20 protein-coding genes are annotated in these 17,335 nt (G+C 73.6%); 6 read left to right on the forward strand and 14 right to left on the reverse strand.

The annotated features are described in order from the left end of the window. Positions 1-154 precede the first annotated feature (154 nt). The 3 genes from ACIRS4_RS08130 to hisI form a co-directional block, all read right to left on the reverse strand. Positions 155-808: a TIGR02234 family membrane protein gene (locus ACIRS4_RS08130; RefSeq protein WP_404191700.1), complete on the reverse strand. Its 654-nt coding sequence runs from the start codon at positions 806-808 to the stop codon at positions 155-157. A 71-nt stretch (positions 809-879) separates the two neighbouring features. Next, positions 880-2,367, reverse strand: a complete 1,488-nt coding sequence (locus ACIRS4_RS08135; RefSeq protein WP_404191703.1) for an anthranilate synthase component I — start codon at positions 2,365-2,367, stop codon at positions 880-882. 11 nt (positions 2,368-2,378) lie between these two features. After that, on the reverse strand, positions 2,379-2,771 hold the full coding sequence (gene hisI / locus ACIRS4_RS08140; RefSeq protein WP_404191706.1) for a phosphoribosyl-AMP cyclohydrolase: 393 nt from the start codon (positions 2,769-2,771) through the stop codon (positions 2,379-2,381). 130 nt (positions 2,772-2,901) lie between these two features. Here hisI and ACIRS4_RS08145 point away from each other — a divergent pair, with 130 nt between their 5' ends. Both ACIRS4_RS08145 and ACIRS4_RS08150 read left to right on the forward strand, forming a co-directional pair. Next, complete coding sequence (locus ACIRS4_RS08145) at positions 2,902-3,537, forward strand: TIGR03085 family metal-binding protein (RefSeq protein WP_404191709.1); 636 nt, start codon at positions 2,902-2,904, stop codon at positions 3,535-3,537. Between the two features lie 11 nt (positions 3,538-3,548). Continuing rightward, positions 3,549-3,947: a VOC family protein gene (locus ACIRS4_RS08150; protein ID WP_404191711.1), complete on the forward strand. Its 399-nt coding sequence runs from the start codon at positions 3,549-3,551 to the stop codon at positions 3,945-3,947. 9 nt (positions 3,948-3,956) lie between these two features. On the opposite strand, the gene ACIRS4_RS08155 is transcribed toward ACIRS4_RS08150, so the two are convergent. The 9 genes from ACIRS4_RS08155 to hisD form a co-directional block, all read right to left on the reverse strand. Next, positions 3,957-5,216 (reverse strand): MFS transporter, encoded by a 1,260-nt coding sequence (locus tag ACIRS4_RS08155; protein ID WP_404191714.1) that lies wholly within the window; start codon positions 5,214-5,216, stop codon positions 3,957-3,959. A gap of 163 nt (positions 5,217-5,379) precedes the next feature. Then, complete coding sequence (gene hisF, locus ACIRS4_RS08160; RefSeq protein WP_404191718.1) at positions 5,380-6,135, reverse strand: imidazole glycerol phosphate synthase subunit HisF; 756 nt, start codon at positions 6,133-6,135, stop codon at positions 5,380-5,382. Then, positions 6,132-6,527, reverse strand: a complete 396-nt coding sequence (locus tag ACIRS4_RS08165) for a RidA family protein (protein WP_404191721.1) — start codon at positions 6,525-6,527, stop codon at positions 6,132-6,134. Before ACIRS4_RS08165 ends, hisF begins: the two co-directional genes overlap by 4 nt. Continuing rightward, on the reverse strand, positions 6,524-7,249 hold the full coding sequence (gene priA, locus ACIRS4_RS08170; RefSeq protein ID WP_404191724.1) for a bifunctional 1-(5-phosphoribosyl)-5-((5-phosphoribosylamino)methylideneamino)imidazole-4-carboxamide isomerase/phosphoribosylanthranilate isomerase PriA: 726 nt from the start codon (positions 7,247-7,249) through the stop codon (positions 6,524-6,526). Before priA ends, ACIRS4_RS08165 begins: the two co-directional genes overlap by 4 nt. Beyond that, entirely contained in the window at positions 7,246-7,896 is a 651-nt protein-coding gene (hisH, locus tag ACIRS4_RS08175; RefSeq protein WP_404191727.1) for an imidazole glycerol phosphate synthase subunit HisH, read from the reverse strand. The genes priA and hisH overlap by 4 nt, the downstream gene beginning before the upstream one ends. Beyond that, entirely contained in the window at positions 7,887-8,051 is a 165-nt protein-coding gene (locus tag ACIRS4_RS08180; protein WP_177244423.1) for a hypothetical protein, read from the reverse strand. The genes hisH and ACIRS4_RS08180 overlap by 10 nt, the downstream gene beginning before the upstream one ends. 2 nt (positions 8,052-8,053) lie before the next feature. Beyond that, positions 8,054-8,647, reverse strand: a complete 594-nt coding sequence (gene hisB, locus ACIRS4_RS08185) for an imidazoleglycerol-phosphate dehydratase HisB (protein ID WP_130437248.1) — start codon at positions 8,645-8,647, stop codon at positions 8,054-8,056. After that, positions 8,644-9,753: a histidinol-phosphate transaminase gene (locus tag ACIRS4_RS08190; RefSeq protein WP_404191732.1), complete on the reverse strand. Its 1,110-nt coding sequence runs from the start codon at positions 9,751-9,753 to the stop codon at positions 8,644-8,646. Before ACIRS4_RS08190 ends, hisB begins: the two co-directional genes overlap by 4 nt. Further along, entirely contained in the window at positions 9,750-11,075 is a 1,326-nt protein-coding gene (hisD, locus tag ACIRS4_RS08195) for a histidinol dehydrogenase (protein WP_404191735.1), read from the reverse strand. The genes ACIRS4_RS08190 and hisD overlap by 4 nt, the downstream gene beginning before the upstream one ends. 174 nt (positions 11,076-11,249) lie before the next feature. Here hisD and ACIRS4_RS08200 point away from each other — a divergent pair, with 174 nt between their 5' ends. From ACIRS4_RS08200 to ybaK, 4 genes are all read left to right on the forward strand, one after another. Further along, a complete protein-coding gene (locus tag ACIRS4_RS08200; protein WP_404192115.1) occupies positions 11,250-12,830 on the forward strand; it encodes an oxidoreductase in 1,581 nt (526 codons plus the stop codon). A 107-nt stretch (positions 12,831-12,937) separates the two neighbouring features. Further along, a complete protein-coding gene (locus ACIRS4_RS08205) occupies positions 12,938-13,975 on the forward strand; it encodes a hypothetical protein (RefSeq protein WP_404191738.1) in 1,038 nt (345 codons plus the stop codon). An 11-nt stretch (positions 13,976-13,986) separates the two neighbouring features. Next, positions 13,987-14,727, forward strand: a complete 741-nt coding sequence (locus ACIRS4_RS08210) for an LON peptidase substrate-binding domain-containing protein (RefSeq protein WP_404191740.1) — start codon at positions 13,987-13,989, stop codon at positions 14,725-14,727. 16 nt (positions 14,728-14,743) lie between these two features. Next, the gene (ybaK, locus tag ACIRS4_RS08215; RefSeq protein WP_404191743.1) at positions 14,744-15,247 is read left to right on the forward strand and encodes a Cys-tRNA(Pro) deacylase; all 504 of its coding nucleotides are present in this window, start codon (positions 14,744-14,746) and stop codon (positions 15,245-15,247) included. 483 nt (positions 15,248-15,730) lie between these two features. Here the strand turns inward: ybaK and ACIRS4_RS08220 are convergent, their stop codons facing one another. Together ACIRS4_RS08220 and ACIRS4_RS08225 are read right to left on the reverse strand one after the other, a co-directional pair. Next, on the reverse strand, positions 15,731-16,423 hold the full coding sequence (locus tag ACIRS4_RS08220; protein WP_404191746.1) for an AAA family ATPase: 693 nt from the start codon (positions 16,421-16,423) through the stop codon (positions 15,731-15,733). Positions 16,424-16,457: 34 nt separating this feature from the next. Continuing rightward, on the reverse strand, positions 16,458-17,282 hold the full coding sequence (locus ACIRS4_RS08225; RefSeq protein WP_404191748.1) for an ABC transporter permease: 825 nt from the start codon (positions 17,280-17,282) through the stop codon (positions 16,458-16,460). Between the last annotated feature and the right edge of the window lie 53 nt (positions 17,283-17,335).

Below are 17,335 nucleotides of genomic sequence, written 5' to 3' on the forward strand. Positions count from 1 at the left end.
TTGCTCCTCGTTGCTGTCTGTGGTTCGCACGTGTTGCACGTGTCCGAGCCGGAGGCTCGCCGTCCATTGTCCCGTACGCGTACGCGTGGCGGATGCGGGGGTCGGTTCCCGGGGCGTCTGTTCCGCCACACCGGGGGCCGAGGGGCGATCGGCGTCAGGCGGGGCCCGTGCCCGTCGGGTCCTCGCCGCGGTCCAGGGCCTTCCAGATCTCCTCGGGGCGGTCCGGGTCGGCGGCGGCCGGGGCCCTGCGGCGGGGGCGGGGGGCGCCGCCGCGCTCGTAGCGGCCGGACATGGCGGGCCACAGGCTGCCGTAGCGCAGCGCGAGCAGTCCGGCCAGGAGGATCAGGGCGCCGCCCGAGGCGGCGGCGTAGGGCCAGCCGGTGTGGGTGAGGGAGGCGACAGTGGCGGAGGTGTCGCCGGAGGCCTGGGCGGCCTTCTCGTCGAGCGCGGAGCTGTCGGAGGCGCCGAAGAGGGAGGCGGCGACGATCCCGGCGCCGGAGAGCGCGAGCAGGACGGCGACCGCGAAGCGGCCGGCCCTGCGGACGGCGAAGACGGCGACGAGCGCGGCGAGGCCCACTATGGCGAGCGCCGCGGGGACGCCGGTGACGTCGCTGCCCTGGGCGGTCAGGGAGAAGTCGCCGCCGGGCACCGTCACCGTGCCCTGCGACCAGCGCTGCCGGGTGGCGAGCAGGGCCACGGCCGCGCCCAGCGCACCGCACAGCAGGGCGAGGGCGAGACTCCGGCGGCCGGACCGGGCGGGGGCGGCGGTTTCGGATCGGGGGGGAGGAACAGCAGTCACGTACCCCACTATCGCCTGAACCCCGCCCGTTCCGTCACCCGGGGTTGCGTGAGAAGTACCCCACTCGCCTTGGAAAGCGCCTACTTCCCCAGCCGGTTCGCGGTGTGTACCGCGCGCAGGACGGCGGCGGCCTTGTTGCGGCACTCCTGGTCCTCGGCGACCGGGTCGGAGTCGGCGACGATCCCGGCGCCGGCCTGGACGTAGGCGGTGCCGTCGCGCAGCAGGGCGGTGCGGATGGCGATGGCGGTGTCGGAGTCGCCGGCGAAGTCGAGGTAGCCGACGCAGCCGCCGTACAGGCCGCGGCGTGAGGGCTCCAGTTCGTCGATGATCTGCATGGCGCGGGGCTTGGGGGCACCGGAGAGGGTGCCGGCGGGGAAGCAGGCGGTGAGGACGTCGAAGGCGGTGCGGCCGGGCGCGACCTTGCCGGTGACGGTCGAGACGATGTGCATGACGTGGGAGTACCGCTCGATCGACATGAAGTCGACGACCTCCACCGAGCCGGGTTCGCAGACCCGTCCGAGGTCGTTGCGGCCGAGGTCGACGAGCATGAGGTGCTCGGCGCGCTCCTTGGGGTCGGCGAGGAGTTCGTCGGCGAGGGCCTGGTCCTCCTGCGGGGTGGCCCCACGGTGCCGGGTGCCGGCGATGGGGTGGACCATGGCCCGCCCGTCCTCGACCTTGACCAGGGCTTCCGGGCTGGAGCCCACGACGTCGAAGCCGTCGAGGCGGATCAGGTACATGTACGGGGAGGGGTTGGTGGCCCGCAGCACCCGGTAGACGTCCAGGGCGCTGGCCGTGCACGGCGTCTCGAAGCGCTGGGAGGGGACGACCTGGAAGGCCTCGCCCGCGCGGATGCGCTCCTTGACGTCCTCGACGGCCGCCCGGAAGTCGGGGCCGCCCCACAGGGCGGTGTACTCGGGCAGTTCTGAGGGCGGCAGGACGGCGGGCGGCTGGGCGACCGGGCGGGAGAGGTCGGCCTCCATGGCGTCGAGGCGGGCGACCGCGTCCGCGTGGGCCTCGTCGACGCCCGTGTCGAGGTCGTTGTGGTTGATCGCGTTGGCGATCAGCAGGACCGAGCCCTCCCAGTGGTCCATGACGGCGAGGTCGCTGGTGAGGAGCATGGTCAGCTCGGGCAGCTTCAGGTCGTCGCGTTCGCCGGGGCCGATCTTCTCCAGGCGGCGGACGATGTCGTAGCCGAGGTAGCCGACCATGCCGCCGGTGAAGGGCGGCAAACCCTCCTGGTGGGGGGTGTGGAGGGCCTCGATGGTGGCGCGCAGGGCGGCGAGGGGGTCGCCGTCGACGGGGACGCCGACGGGCGGCACGCCGAGCCAGTGCGCTTGGCCGTCGCGGGCGGTGAGAGTCGCCGCGGACCGCACGCCGACGAAGGAGTACCGAGACCACTGAAACGCCGTGCGGCCGTTCTCCGCGGACTCCAGCAGGAAGGTGCCGGGGCGCTCGGCGGCGAGCTTGCGGTAGAGGGCGACGGGGGTGTCGCCGTCGGCGAGGAGCTTGCGGGTGACCGGGATGACCCGCCGGTCGGTGGCCAGCTTGCGGAACGTCTCGAGGTCCATGGCGGCTGACCTTACTGATCCGGGGCGGTGACGCCGGAATCGGCGGTCTCGAGGAGCACGTCGGCGTCGAAGCAGGTGCGGTCGCCGGTGTGGCAGGCGGCGCCGACCTGGTCGACCCGGACCAGCACGGTGTCGGCGTCGCAGTCGAGGGCGACGGACTTCACCCACTGGAAGTGGCCGGAGGTGTCGCCCTTGACCCAGTACTCCTGTCGGCTGCGGGACCAGTAGGTGCAGCGGCCGGTGGTGAGGGTGCGGTGCAGCGCCTCGTCGTCCATCCAGCCGAGCATGAGCACCTCACCGGTGTCGTACTGCTGGGCGATCGCGGGGACGAGCCCGTCGGGGCTGCGCCTGAGGCGCGCGGCGATCTCGGGGGCGAGGCTGCTGCGGGAGGGCGTGCTGGTCATGGGGCCATTGTGCCGCGCGGGAGTGACGGTCCCCGGCCGGCGTCCACTGGATGGGCACGGCGGGGCCGGGGCCGGCCCTCGGCCGGGGTGACGGGTGGGCGGACCCGCCGCGCGGTCGTAGGCTGACGGCATGTCGACTTTCGCCAAGCGTGAACGGCTCCTCCTCGCCGACCTCTTGGAAACCGCGGGTCCGACCGCGCCGACCCTGTGCGAGGGCTGGCAGACCCGTGACCTGGCCGCGCACGTGGTGGTGCGCGAGCGGCGGCCGGACGCCGCCGGGGGTCTGCTCATCAAGCAGCTGGCGTCCCGGCTGGAGCGGACGATGGAGGAGTTCGCCGCCAAGCCGTACGCGGAGCTCATCCAGTTGATCCGTACCGGGCCGCCGCGGTTCTCGCCCTTTCAGCTGAAGCCGGTCGACGAGGCGGCCAACACGGTCGAGTTCTACGTCCACGCCGAGGACGTGCGTCGTGCGCAGCCCGAATGGTCGGCGCGCGCGCTCGACCCGGTGTTCCAGGACGCGCTGTGGTCGCGGCTGGAGCGCACGGCCCGGCTGACGGGCCGCTCGGCCCCCACGGGGCTGGTGCTGCGCCGCCCGGACGGTCGTACGGCGGTCGCCAATCGCGGCACGCCGGTGGTGACGGCGACCGGCGAGCCGTCGGAGCTGCTGCTGTTCCTGTACGGCCGGCAGAGCGCCGCCCAGGTGGACCTGGCCGGCGACCACGAGGCGATCACCAGGCTGCGGGGCGGCAAGCAGCTCGGGATCTGAGAGGACGAGCCGTGATCAAGGTCGCCATGACGAGCGTGTACGTCGACGACGTCGCCGAGGCCCACGCGTTCTACACGCGCGTGCTGGGGTTCGAGACCCGTATCCACATGGATCTCGGCGGCGGCGCCCTGTTCGTCACCGTGGGCGCGCCCGAGGGGGCCCAGCCGGATCTCCAGCTGCTGCTGGAGCCCGGTCAGGGGCCCATCGCGGAGCCGTACCGTGCGGCGCTGCGGGAGGCGGAGCTGCCGTGCATCGTCTTCTCCGTGGACGACATCCACGCGGAGTACGAGCGGCTGCGCGGCCTCGGCGTCCGGTTCGCGCAGACGCCGCGGGAGCAGGGGCCGGTGATCTCGGCCGTCCTGGACGACACGGTCGGCAACTTCGTGCAGCTGGCCCAGCCGAAGGAGTGAGCGCTCCGGTCAGCCGGGGAGTTCGGCGCGGCGCAGCGCCGGGACGGCGAGGGCGACGGCCCCGCCGAGCGCGCAGACGGCCGCGCTGACGGCGAACATCGGGCCCGTGCCCCAGACCTGGACCGCGGCGGCGGACACCGGCATGCTCAGCGGGGCGAGACCCAGGCTGACCAGGCCGGAGACGGCGCTGACACGGCCCAGGAAGGCGGGGTCGGACTGGGTCTGCAGGAGGGCCCCGCACAGGGCGCCGCTGAGACCTGCCAGCAGTCCGACCGCCAGTGCGGCGCCGGCGGCCCCGGCGACGGTGGGCACCTGGGCGAGGGCGCCGATGGCGGCCGAGCCGGCGATGACGGCGGCGCCGGCGACCAGCCCGGCGTGCGGCACGCGTCCGCGTACGGCGAGCAGCAGGGAGACCGCGCCCGCACCGACGCCGAAGGCGGCGAGGATCCAGCCCATGCCGGCGGCGCCCCAGCCGCGTTCGTCGGCGAGCAGGGTGAGGCCCACGTTGAGGGGGCCGACGAAGCCCAGGTCGCCGAGGGCGATGGCCAGCATCAGGGGCGCGAGTACGGGGTGCCGGCGGACGTACCCGAGACCGTCCGCGAGGTCGCGCCAGGGGGTGGGGCGCCGTTCTGCGGTGTCGGCCGCCTCGTCCAGGGGCGGCGTCGCGACCCGCAGGGTCACCAGCAGTGGCAGGGACACGGCGATCAGCAGTCCCGCGACGGCGAAGGCGGCCGCCGCCCCGCCCGTCGCGACGGCCAGGCCGCCGAGCGGGGCGCCGACGACGTTGGCGGCGCGGACCGCGAGCCCGCGCATGCCTTGCACCCGGGCGAGCTGTCCCTTGCCGGTGAGCCGCGCCGGCAGCGCGCCCACGGCGGGCAGGAACACGGCGTCGACGGCCCCGAACACCAGGGCGAGCAGCGCGAGGAGCCACAGGCCGGGGTGGGCGAGGAACAGCAGGGCGGCGACGGCGAGCACGGCGGCGCACCGCAGGGCGTCGCTGCCGATGACGACCCGACGCGGCCCCAGCCGGTCGACGATCACTCCCCCGCCCAGCATGAGCAGCGCCCGGGGAAGGGCGCTGACCGTCATCACCAGCCCGGCCTCGGCAGGCGTCCCCTCCTGCACCGCCGCCCAGGAGAGAGCGAGGTAGTACACCCCGTCCCCGACCATGGAGGCCGTGTAGGCCCCGACCCAGCGCAGCACGTTCCCGTCCCGATGAGCGGGCCGTTCGACGACCGGCTCGGCCGGAGCGGTGACCGGTGACGTCACTGTGGGACCTCTCTCCTCAGACACGGGCGGCGGTCGGCCTCAGGGCCGTCTCGGCCTCCTCGATCAGTCCGCGGTACAGCTGGATCCGCAGTGGATGTTCTTCTCGTGACAGTCCGTGAGTAAGCCCCGGCCACCTGGTGACCGGGGCTTACTCACGGGGGTGTCAGCGGACCGGGTGGCCCGCTTCGCGGAGGGACTGTTTCACCTCGTTGATGCGGAGGTCTCCGAAGTGGAAGACCGAGGCCGCCAGGACCGCGTCCGCGCCCGCTTCCACGGCCGGGGGGAAGTCGGTGAGGCGGCCGGCGCCGCCGGAGGCGATCACCGGGAGGGTGACGTGCTTGCGGACGGCGGCGATCATCTCCAGGTCGTAGCCGTCCTTCGTGCCGTCGGCGTCCATCGAGTTCAGCAGGATCTCGCCCGCGCCCAGTTCGGCCGCCCGGTGCGCCCACTCGACGGCGTCGATGCCGGTGCCCTTGCGGCCGCCGTGGGTGGTGACCTCGAAGGAACCGGAGGCGGTGCGGCGGGCGTCGACCGAGAGGACCAGCACCTGGCTGCCGAAGCGCTCGGCGATCTCGCGGATCAGCTCCGGGCGGGCGATCGCCGCGGTGTTGACGCCCACCTTGTCCGCGCCTGCCCGCAGCAGCTTGTCGACGTCCTCCGGGGTGCGCACCCCGCCGCCGACGGTGAGCGGGATGAACACCTGCTCCGCGGTGCGGCGCACCACGTCGTAGGTGGTCTCGCGGTTGCCCGACGAGGCGGTGATGTCCAGGAACGTCAGCTCGTCGGCGCCCTCGGCGTCGTACACCTTGGCCATCTCGACGGGGTCGCCCGCGTCGCGCAGGTTCTGGAAGTTGACGCCCTTGACGACCCGGCCGTCGTCGACGTCCAGGCAGGGGATGACTCGTACGGCCAGGGTCATGCGGGGGCTCCTCGGAATGCCTCCACCTCGACCTCGACGACCAGGCTCGGGTCCACGAAGCCGGAGACGATGATCATGGATGCTGCGGGCCGGACGGTGTCGAACAGCTCCTTGTGCGCACGTCCGACCTCCTCCACGTCCCGCGCGTGAGTGAGGTACATGCGCGTGCGCACCACGTCGTCGCGGCCAAGGCCCAGCTCCGCCAGGGCCGAGAGCGCGACGTTGAAGGCGTTGACCGTCTGCTCGTACGGACCGCCCCCGGTGATCTGGCCGTCCACGGTCGAGGTGCAGCCGGCGACGAGCACCAGGCCGTTCGGCAGTTCCACCGCCCGGGAGTACCCGAAGGTCTCCTCCCAGGGCACGCCGGTCACAACGCGTCGCAGATCGCTCACCGGGCTACCGCCTCCAGAGCCTCTTCCAGGGTGAACGCCTTGGCGTAGAGCGCCTTCCCGACGATCGAGCCCTCGACACCGAGCGGCACGAGTTCGGCGATGGCGCGCAGGTCGTCGAGGGAGGACACGCCGCCGGAGGCCACGACGGGGCGGTCCGTCGCCGCGCACACGTTCCTCAGCAGTTCCAGGTTCGGCCCCTGGAGGGTGCCGTCCTTGGCGATGTCGGTGACGACGTACCGCGCGCAGCCCTCCGAGTCGAGGCGCTCCAGCGTCTCGTAGAGGTCGCCGCCGTCGCGGGTCCAGCCGCGGCCGCGCAGGGTCGTGCCGCGTACGTCGAGACCGACGGCGATCTTGTCGCCGTGCTCGGCGATGACCCGGGCGACCCACTCGGGGGTCTCCAGGGCGGCCGTGCCCAGGTTGACCCGGGTGCAGCCGGTGGCGAGGGCGGCGGCGAGGGTGTCGTCGTCGCGGATGCCGCCGGACAGCTCCACCTTGATGTCCATCGCCTTGGCGACCTCCGCGATCAGCTCGCGGTTGTCCCCCGTGCCGAACGCGGCGTCCAGGTCCACCAGGTGCAGCCACTCGGCGCCGGACCGCTGCCATGCGAGGGCGGCGTCGAGCGGGGATCCGTAGGAGGTCTCGGTGCCGGACTCGCCGTGGACCAGGCGGACCGCCTGGCCGTCGCGGACGTCGACGGCGGGGAGGAGTTCGAGCTTGCTCACAGGGTTCCGATCCAGTTGGTGAGGAGCTGGGCTCCGGCGTCGCCGGACTTCTCGGGGTGGAACTGCGTGGCCCACAGGGCGCCGTTCTCCACCGCGGCCACGAACGGCTTGCCGTGCGTCGACCACGTCACCTTGGGGGCCCGGATCGCCGGGTTGTGCGACTCGAGCGACCAGTCGTGGACGGCGTAGGAGTGCACGAAGTAGAAGCGGGCGTCGGCGTCCAGGCCGGCGAAGAGCTCGGAGCCGGCGGGCGCGTCGACGGTGTTCCAGCCCATGTGCGGGACGATCTCGGCCTGCAGCGGCTCGACCGCGCCGGGCCACTCGTCGAGGCCCTCGGTCTCCACGCCGTGCTCGATGCCGCGCGCGAACAGGATCTGCATGCCGACGCAGATGCCCATCACCGGGCGCCCGCCGGACAGCCGGCGGTCCACGATCCAGTCGCCGCGCGCTTCGCGCAGGCCCTTCATGCAGGCGGCGAAGGCGCCGACGCCCGGCACCAGCAGCCCGTCGGCGTTCATGGCCGTGTCGAAGTCACGGGTGATCTCGACGTCGGCCCCGGTGCGCGCGAGGGCGCGCTCAGCGGAGCGGACGTTGCCGAAGCCGTAGTCGAAGACCACGACCTTCTTGCTCGCGGTGCTCAATTCCACACCTCCAGCCGCATGACGCCGGCGACGAGACACATCGTGGCGCCGATGGAGAGCAGCACGATGAGGCTCTTGGGCATCTGCTGCTTGACGAAGGAATAGATGCCGCCGGCGAGGAAGAGGCCGACGACGATCAGCAGGGTGGACAGTCCGGTCATGCCTACAGCGCGCCCTTCGTGGACGGGAGGATGCCGGCCGCGCGCGGGTCGCGCTCGGACGCGTAGCGCAGAGCCCGGGCCAGCGCCTTGAACTGGCACTCCACGATGTGGTGCGCGTTGCGCCCGTAGGGCACGTGCACGTGCAGCGCGATCTGCGCCTGGGCGACGAAGGACTCCAGGATGTGCCGGGTCATGGTGGTGTCGTACTCGCCGATCATCGGCGCCATCTTCTCCGGCTCGGTGTGCACGAGGTAGGGGCGGCCGGAGAGGTCGACGGTGACCTGGGCGAGGGATTCGTCCAGCGGGACCGTGCAGTTGCCGAAGCGGTAGATGCCCACCTTGTCGCCGAGGGCCTGCCGGAAGGCGGCGCCGAGCGCGAGCGCGGTGTCCTCGATGGTGTGGTGGGAGTCGATGTGCAGGTCGCCGTCGGTCTTGACGGTGAGGTCGAACAGACCGTGCCGGCCGAGCTGGTCGAGCATGTGGTCGTAGAAGCCGACGCCGGTGGCGATGTCGGTCTTCCCGGTGCCGTCGAGGTCGATCTCGACCAGGACGGCCGTCTCCTTGGTCGTACGCTCCACGCGTCCAACGCGAGTCATGAACCCTGCTCCTTCTTGATCTCCCGGACCGCGTCGAGGAACGCGTCGTTCTCTTCGGGCGTGCCGGCGGTGACCCGCAGCCACCCGGGCACTCCGTTGTCCCGGACCAGGACGCCCCGGTCGAGGATCTTCCGCCAGACGGCGTGGGCGTCGTCGAACCGGCCGAACTGCACGAAGTTGGCGTCCGAGGCGGTCACCTCGTAACCGAGGCCCAGCAGTTCGCTCACCAGGCGGTCCCGCTGCTCCTTCAGCTGCTCGACGTACTTCAGCAGCGTGCCGGTGTGCTCCAGCGCGGCCAGGGCGGTCGCCTGGGTGACGGCCGACAGGTGGTACGGCAGCCGGACCAGCTGCACGGCGTCCACGACGGCCGGGTGCGCGGCGAGGTAGCCGAGGCGCAGTCCGGCCGCGCCGAAGGCCTTGGACATCGTGCGCGAGACGACGAGATTCGGCCGGTCCTCGAGCAGCGGCAGCAGCGAGTCGCCGTGGCTGAACTCGATGTACGCCTCGTCCACGATCACCATGGACGGCTTTGCGGCCTGCGCCGCCTCGTACAGCGCGAGGACGGTCTCGGCCGGGACGGCGGTGCCGGTGGGGTTGTTGGGGGTGGTGACGAAGACGACGTCGGGCCGGTGCTCCGCGATCGCCTTGCGCGCGGCGGAGACGTCGATGGTGAAGTCGTCGTGGCGCGGGCCGGAGATCCAGCCGGTGCCGGTGCCGCGCGCGATGAGGCCGTGCATCGAGTACGACGGCTCGAAGCCGATCGCGCTGCGGCCGGGCCCGCCGAAGGTCTGCAGCAGCTGCTGGATGATCTCGTTGGAGCCGTTGGCCGCCCACACGTCGGCGAGGCCGACCTCGTACCCGGTGGTGTCGGTGAGGTACTCGGCGAGCCGGGTGCGCAGTTCGACGGCGTCGCGGTCGGGGTAGCGGTTGAGGTCCCGGGCTGCCTCGCGCACCCGCTCGGCGATCCGCTCGACCAGCGGCTCGGGCAGCGGGTAGGGGTTCTCGTTGGTGTTCAGCCGTACGGGGACGTCCAGTTGGGGCGCGCCGTAGGGGGACTTGCCGCGCAGCTCGTCCCGTACGGGAAGATCGTCGATTCCGAAGTTCACTTGCTCGTCGGTACCTTCCAGCCGAACCTTGCCTTGATGGCCGCGCCGTGCGCCGGCAGGTCCTCCGCTTCCGCCAGCGTGACCACGTGGTGCGCGACGTCGGCCAGCGCCTCGCGCGTGTAGTCGACGATGTGGATGCCGCGCAGGAAGGACTGCACGGACAGGCCGGAGGAGTGGCAGGCGCAGCCGCCGGTGGGCAGGACGTGGTTGGAGCCGGCGGCGTAGTCGCCGAGGGAGACCGGGGCCCAGGGGCCGACGAAGACCGCGCCGGCGTTGCGCACCCGGGCGGCGACGGCGGCCGCGTCGGCGGTCTGGATCTCCAGGTGCTCCGCGCCGTAGGCGTCGACGACCCGCAGGCCCTCCTCGATGCCGTCGACGAGGACGATCGCGGACTGCCGGCCCTTGAGGGCGGGGAGGATCCGGTCGTCGATGTGCCGGGTGGCCGCGACCTGCGGCTGCAGTTCCTTCTCGACCGCGTCCGCCAGCTCGACGGAGTCGGTGACCAGCACGGCGGCGGCCAGCGGGTCGTGCTCGGCCTGGCTGATGAGGTCGGCGGCGACGTGCACCGGGTCGGCCGTGGAGTCGGCGAGGACCGCGATCTCGGTCGGGCCGGCCTCGGCGTCGATGCCGATCTTGCCGGTGAAGTAGCGCTTGGCGGCGGCGACCCAGATGTTGCCGGGGCCGGTGACCATGTTCGCGGGCGGGCAGGACTCGGTGCCGTGCGCGAACATCGCGACGGCGGTCGCGCCGCCCGCCGCGTACACCTCGTCGACGCCGAGCAGGGCGCACGCGGCGAGGATCGTCGGGTGGGGCAGGCCGTCGAAGTCGGCCTGCGCCGGCGAGGCGAGCGCGATGGACCCGACGCCGGCCTCCTGGGCCGGGACGACGTTCATCACGACGGAGGACGGGTAGACCGATCGCCCGCCGGGCGCGTACAGCCCGACGCGCTCCACGGGCACCCACTTCTCGGTCACGGTGCCGCCCGGCACCACCTGGGTGGTGTGCGTCTCGCGGCGCTGGGCGCGGTGGACGAGGCGGGCGCGGCGGATGGACTCCTCCAGAGCCGCGCGCACGGCCGGGTCGAGTTCCTCCAGCGCGCGCGTGAGGGCCTCGGCGGGCACCCGCACCTGGTCGAGGCGGACCCCGTCGAACTTCTCGGCGAAGTCGATCAGCGCCGCGTCGCCCCGATGATGCACGGCCTCGCAGATCGGGCGCACCTTCTCCAGGGCGGCCGAGACGTCGAAGTCGGCTCGGGGCAGCAGGTCGCGCAGGGCGGGGCCCTCGGGGAGGGCGTCGCCGCGCAGATCGATTCGGGAGATCACGTCGTCAATTCTCTCAGACCGGAATCGGGGGGCGTCCGCGCGTATCAATGGCTGATACAGAACCTGGCCGGATTCGGAAGATCCCCCTCAGCCGTAGCGTCAGCGGTCGGCGGGGCGGGCATCAACGGTTGCGCGGGGACCGTGAGCCGTGAGCAGCAGGAGGGACACGACAGCGTGACCGAGGGGGCCGGCATCCACGCCGGACAGGACGTGCCGGAGGATCTGACCGCCGCCGAGGCGGGCATGTGGGAGGCCTTCCGCAACGGCAGTGTGTACGACCTGAGCAGTGGCGAGGCGGTCGTCGACGATCCGCACGGGGGCCATCCGTGGGGCGCGGAGCGCACGGTGCGGGCGCGGATCGTGGCCTGGCTGCTGCTGGCGGGGCCGACCGCGCTCGCGGGCCGGGTGTCCTCGCTGAAGCTGACCGGCGTGCAGATCAGCGGCACGCTCGATCTGGCGGGCGGCACGGTGGAGCCGTACGTCGAGCTGGAACGCTGCCGGTTCGAACGGGACGTGCTGCTTCCGGAGGCGCGGGTGACGACGCTGCGGATGGTGGACTGCTCGGTGCCCCGGCTGGAGGCGGCCCGGCTCCAGACGGAGGGCGATCTGCATCTGCCGCGCTGCCGCTTCCACAACGGGGTGCGGCTCACCGACGCGCACATCGGCACCGATCTGCTGCTCAACCAGGCGATCGTCTACCGCGACCGCACCGGGCGCTCGATCGCCGCCGACGGTCTGACCGTCGGCCAGGACCTCCAGGCCGAGCTGCTGGAGTCGCACGGCGAGCTGCGGCTGCGCAGCGCCAAGATCGGCGTCTCGCTGAGTCTGCGCGGGGCGCGGCTGGCGAACCCGTACACCCGGTTCGCGCTGAACGCGCCGCAGCTGACGGTGGAGCGCTCGGTCTATCTGACCCCGGCAGGCGTGGGCGGCACGGCGCTCAGCGGGACGACCCCCGCGCGCGGGACGCGCGTCCAGCGCTTCGAGTGCCGGGGCGGGGTGCGGCTGGACGACGGGCGGTTCGGGGACGCCGTCGACCTGGAGCGGGCCCGTTTCGATCTCACCGACGAGCAGGAGCTGTCGCTGCGCCGGGTGCAGACGCCCGAGCTGCGCTTCCTGGGGGAGAAGCCGCAGCGGGGCAAGGTGGTGCTGTCGGGGGCCCGGGTGGTCAACCTGGTGGACCGCGCGGCCGCCTGGCCGGGCCCGGGGCGTCTGCACATGGGCGGCTTCGCTTACGAGAATCTGGTGCCGCAGGGTCCGTTTCCACTGGCCGAGCGGCTGGAGTGGGTCGCGGCGGCGACCGCCGAGTACAACCCGGAGCCGTACGAGCGGCTGGCGGCGGTGCTGCGGGCAGGCGGCGAGGACGAGGACGCGCGCGAGGTGCTGCTGGCCAAGCAGCGCCGGCGGCGCGAGACGCTGCCGCCGGCGGCGAAGCTGTGGGGGTACGTGCAGGACTGGGCCGTCGCCTACGGGTACCGGCCGGGCCGGGCCGCGGTGTGGATGGCGGTGCTGTGGGCGGCGAGTTCGCTCGCGTTCGCGCACGCCGACCATCCGCCGGTGAACCCTCAGGGGCACCCGCCGTACAACCCGGCGCTGTTCGCCCTGGATCTGCTGCTGCCCGTGATCGACCTCGGCCAGACCGGCCAGTGGCGTCTGAACGGCGGCTGGCAGTGGCTTCAGGCGGCGATGATCCTGCTGGGCTGGATCCTGGCCACGACGGTGGCGGCGGGCGCGACACGGCTGCTCCGGCGCGGTTGACCCCAGCGGCAGTTTTACCTTCCCTTGACCTGAGGTCATACAACTTTCCACAGAATGCCTTCGCCCTCTGGCGCATCCAGGAGTCGCGGCTTTTCAATAGCGAAACCATGGCTCTGCTGCCCCCCTTCATCCGTGCCCCGCGGACGGTCGCGTCCCGGCGCGCGCGGACCATCGCCCCCCACCTCCTCGCAGGGCTCCCCGCCGACGACGAGGTGCTCCTCGACGCGCCCGACGACCGTCTCGGACCCGCGCTGGTCGCGGCCGGGCTCGGCACGTACGAGGCCGCCGCCGCGCTCCTGGCCGACACCCGTGACCGGGCCGAGTGGGAGTACCGCGACCGGTACGCGACCCGCCTCGCGTCCTTCGCGTGTTCGCGCCCCGAATGGTTCGAGGAGTGGCGTGCCGCCGCTCCGCGCGACCCCGACGTCCTGCTGGTGGCCGCCCAGCTCTCGGTGACCCGCGCCTGGCCCTCCCCGGCCCGCACCGAGCTGCTGCGCGAGGTGAGCCCGCTGATCACGGCGGCCGCGCAGAGCGACGTCCGTGACCCGGTGCCGTGGCGGATCGCGCTGGACCACGCGCGCGGCACCCGGGCCGGCCACACGTACTTCGGCGAGCTGTGGGAGGCCGCCGTGCGGCGCGCCCCGCACCACTACGGCTGCCATGTGGCCGCCAAGCGCTATCTCGCCGAGTCCTGGCACGGCTCGCACGGCGAGTGCTTCGACTTCGCCGACCGGGCCGCGCAGGACGCCCCGGCGCACTCGCTTCTCCAGGCGCTGCCGGTCCGCGCGGCCTTCGCCTACCTGACCGACGGCTGCGGTCCCGAGGTGCCGCGCGCCCGGCTCGACGACGCCGCCGACCGGGCCGCCGTCCTGTCGGCGCGCTTCCCGGCCGCCGACCCCTGGACGGCCGAGATCCGCAACCTCCTGACGTACGTCCTGGTCCGCCTCGGCCGACGCGACGACGCCCTCGCCCAGCTGCGCCTGATCGGCCCGTACGCCACGTCCTTCCCCTGGGGCCGGCTGTCGGACGACCCGCTGGGGCACTTCCTCGCGGTGCGCGAGGGCGTGATCGCGGGACCCTCCGGGCAGCCGTCGGGGCATCCACTCGGTGGGCACGGGGAACACGCGCGCCCCCCGGACCACTAGGCTTCTGCGCCGTGACCACCGTCCGGCTGCCGCTCTTCCCCCTGAACTCGGTCCTGTTCCCGGGGCTAGTCCTCCCGCTCAACGTCTTCGAGGAGCGCTATCGCGCCTTGATGCGCGATCTGCTGAAGACGCCCGAGGAGGAACCGCGCCGCTTCGCCGTCGTCGCCATCCGCGACGGCCACGAAGTCGCGCCCAGCTCCCCCGGCATGCCCGATCCGACGGCCGCCCCCGAGCGGGGCCCCGCGGCCGGCTTCGGCGACGATCCGGCCCGGGCGTTCCACGGCGTGGGCTGCGTGGCCGACGCGGCGACGATCCGGGAACGGGCCGACGGCACCTTCGAGGTGCTGGCGACCGGGACCTCCCGGGCGCGGCTCGTGTCGGTGGAGGCGTCGGGGGCGTTCCTGACGGCGGAGCTGGAGGAACTGCCGGAGGAGCAGGGCGACGAGGCCGGCGCGCTCGCCGAGGGCGTGCTGCGGGCCTTCCGCCAGTACCAGAAGCGGCTGGCGGGCGCACGGGAGCGCTCGCTGGCCACCGGCGCGGACCTGCCGGACGAGCCGTCGGTGGTGTCGTACCTGGTGGCCGCCGCGATGATGCTGGACACCCCGGCCAAGCAGCGGCTGCTCCAGGCCCCGGACACCGCCTCCCGGCTGCGCGACGAGCTGGAGCTCCTGCGCGCGGAGACGGCGATCCTGCGCAGCCTGCCCTCGCTGCCCGCCGCGGAGCTGACCCGCGGGCCGACGAGCCTGAACTGACGGACGGAAGGCAGGCATGGCGAAGAAGGCCAGGAAGACCCAGCAGGCCGGCGGGACACCCGCCACGGTGGCCCTGTCGGCCGCGGGCGTGGACTTCACGGTCCACTCCTACGACCACGACCCGGGCCACCCCTCCTACGGCGAGGAGGCGGCCGAGGCGATGGGCGTCTCGCCCGACCGGGTCTTCAAGACGCTCGTCGCGGACGTGGACGGCGCGCTGACCGTCGCGGTGGTCCCAGTCGCGGGCTCGCTGGACCTGAAGGCGCTCGCCGCGGCGGTCGGCGGCAAACGCGCCGCCATGGCGGACCCCGCTCTCGCGGAGCGCACCACGGGCTATGTGCGCGGCGGCATCTCGCCCCTGGGCCAGCGCAAGCGGCTGCCCACGGTGCTCGACGACTCGGCGAAGGCCCACGCCACCGTGTGCGTCTCGGCGGGCCGGCGGGGCCTGGAGGTCGAGCTGTCCCCCACCGCACTCGCCGAACTCACCGACGCGGTGCTGGCACCGATCGGCCGCGCCTGATCCGAGCGGACCTCCGCGGCCCGGGCGGGCCCGATCGGCCGCGCCTGATCCGAGCGGACCTCCGTGGCCGGGCGGGCCTCTGGCCGGACGGGCCTCCCCAACGGGGCGGGCCGCGCGTGATCCGGACGGGCCCCCGTGCCCGGGCGGGCCTCTGGGCGGGCGGGGTTTCCGTGCCCGGGGGGGGGCCATGGCCGGGCGGGTCGCGCTTGATGCGCGGGCCTCCGTGGCCCGGGCGGACCCCTGGCCGGACGCACCTCCCTAACCGGGCGGGCCGCGCGTGATCCGGACGGGCCTCCGTGACTGGGCGGGCCCTCCCTGGCCGGACAGGCCGCGCGTGATCCGGACAGGCCTCCCTGGCCGGGCCTGCCTCCGTGGCTGGGCGGGCCTCCGTGGCCGGGCGGGCCGTGCTTGATCCGGGCGGGCCTCCGCGACAGGACAGGCCTGCGTGGCCGGGCGGGCCGCCCTCGGCTGTGGGGCTGAGCGCTACTCGGCCGGCTCGGCGGGGCCGGCTGCGGGGGCCTTCGGGGGCGGCGCCTGGGGGTACGGCTCCGGGTCGCGGGGGCCGAACAGGGCGGTGAGGGCCAGGTGGACCAGGAGCGCGGCCACCGGCCAGGCCAGCCAGGCGCCCTTCGCGGTGAGCTTCAGCGGGCCGGAGAACGTCTTGCCCTGGCCCGCCGCCTTCGCGGACGCGATGACGTCCTGGGCCGGGCCGAGCCATATCCCGAGCCGCCACGCCACGAGCGAGGCGAGGAAAGCGCCCACGGCCAGCGCGACGACCAGGGGCACTCCGCCGCGCCGCCGCCACAGGAAGACCGCGAGCGCGCTCAGCGCGCCGCAGGCCAACGCCAGCAGCGTGAACGTCCCGTCCGCGCCCGCGGCCTGTTCGCCCTCGGCGTCGGCCGGATAGACCACCCAGCGGCCGTCCAGCACGCCGCCGACCAGCGGCAGCCGCGGCGCGAGCCACACCCACAGCAGACCGAGGACCAGACCGGCCACCGCTACCGCGACGGTGACCACGGCGGCTTCCCGCAGCTCGGTCTTCATGCCCGGGCCGTCCTGCCCGTACGAGACGGGGGCCGCCGCGCCCGGATACTGAGGATGCCCGCCCGGCGGGGGCCAGGCCTCGTGCGCGGACGGGTCGTGCGGGGGCGGAGGGGGAGTCAGCGGTGCGGTCACCCTGACATCGTGCCAGGCGAGCCGGTGGGACGCGTCATCGGACGGCGGCCCGGCGGTACGCCCAGGTCGCGACGGCCAGCGAGATGACGCCGACACCGGCGCACACCGCGAGGTCGCCGAGGACGAAGGCCCAGTCGGGGCTGGTCCGGAAGGTCCGCGCGAAGGCCTCGACGCCGTAGGTGGAGGGCAGCAGGTCGCGGGCGAAGCGGACCGCCTCCGGCATCCGGTCGGGCGGCAGCACGCCGAGCAGCAGCGCCGCGGACATGCCGAGCTGACCGAGCACGGTGGCCAGCTCGGGCCGGGGCGCGAGCAGCCCGAAGGCCGCGCCGAGCCCGGACAGCGCGGCGCCCGCGAGCGGGATCACCAGCGCCAGCACCCACAGGTGGGCCACCGGCAGTCCGAACAGCGCGCAGCCGAAGAGGGCCGTCACCAGCGTCCCCGGGACGGTGAAGGACGCGTACGCGCCCGCCGCGCCCAGCACGACCGCCGCGGGCGGCACCGGGAGGGTCGCGTAGTGGTCCAGGCCCCCGCTCGCCCGCAGCTGGCCGAAGTACTGGGCGAGCAGGTTCAGCGCGACGAAGGCGACGACGAGGACCGCCGAGCCGGCGACCACGGCCTGCGCCTCGCGTCCGCCGTCGACGACCCCGCGCATCATGATCAGGATGCCGACCGACTGGAAGGTCGCCACGAACAGCAGCGGGATGCGCGCCACGCGCGCGCGGGACAGCTGCGCCCGGTAGACGGCCGCGAGCGACGGCCACAGCCGGGCCCGCGGGCCGAGCTCGGCCGCCTCCCGGGCCGGCTGCCCGTCCACGGCCAGGACGCTGTTCGGCAGAACCTCTGCGGGTACGACACTCACGTCGCGCTGCTCTCCCTCTCGAAAGTCCACTCCGCCAGTCGTCCTGTTCGGTA

This window comes from Streptomyces sp. NPDC101166 (assembly GCF_044768125.1).
In the GTDB taxonomy this organism is placed as follows: Bacteria; Actinomycetota; Actinomycetes; order Streptomycetales; family Streptomycetaceae; genus Streptomyces.

What these genes read in the sequence shown, in the direction of transcription:
- hisB (WP_130437248.1), bottom strand. Translation starts at nt 8,647, where the DNA reads ATGACTCGCGTTGGACGCGTGGAGCGTACGACCAAGGAGACGGCCGTC.
- ACIRS4_RS08205 (WP_404191738.1), top strand. Translation starts at nt 12,938, where the DNA reads ATGGCTCTGCTGCCCCCCTTCATCCGTGCCCCGCGGACGGTCGCGTCC.
- ACIRS4_RS08135 (WP_404191703.1), bottom strand. Translation starts at nt 2,367, where the DNA reads ATGGACCTCGAGACGTTCCGCAAGCTGGCCACCGACCGGCGGGTCATC.
- ACIRS4_RS08145 (WP_404191709.1), top strand. Translation starts at nt 2,902, where the DNA reads ATGTCGACTTTCGCCAAGCGTGAACGGCTCCTCCTCGCCGACCTCTTG.
- ybaK (WP_404191743.1), top strand. Translation starts at nt 14,744, where the DNA reads ATGGCGAAGAAGGCCAGGAAGACCCAGCAGGCCGGCGGGACACCCGCC.
- hisI (WP_404191706.1), bottom strand. Translation starts at nt 2,771, where the DNA reads ATGACCAGCACGCCCTCCCGCAGCAGCCTCGCCCCCGAGATCGCCGCG.
- hisF (WP_404191718.1), bottom strand. Translation starts at nt 6,135, where the DNA reads ATGACCCTGGCCGTACGAGTCATCCCCTGCCTGGACGTCGACGACGGC.
- ACIRS4_RS08180 (WP_177244423.1), bottom strand. Translation starts at nt 8,051, where the DNA reads ATGACCGGACTGTCCACCCTGCTGATCGTCGTCGGCCTCTTCCTCGCC.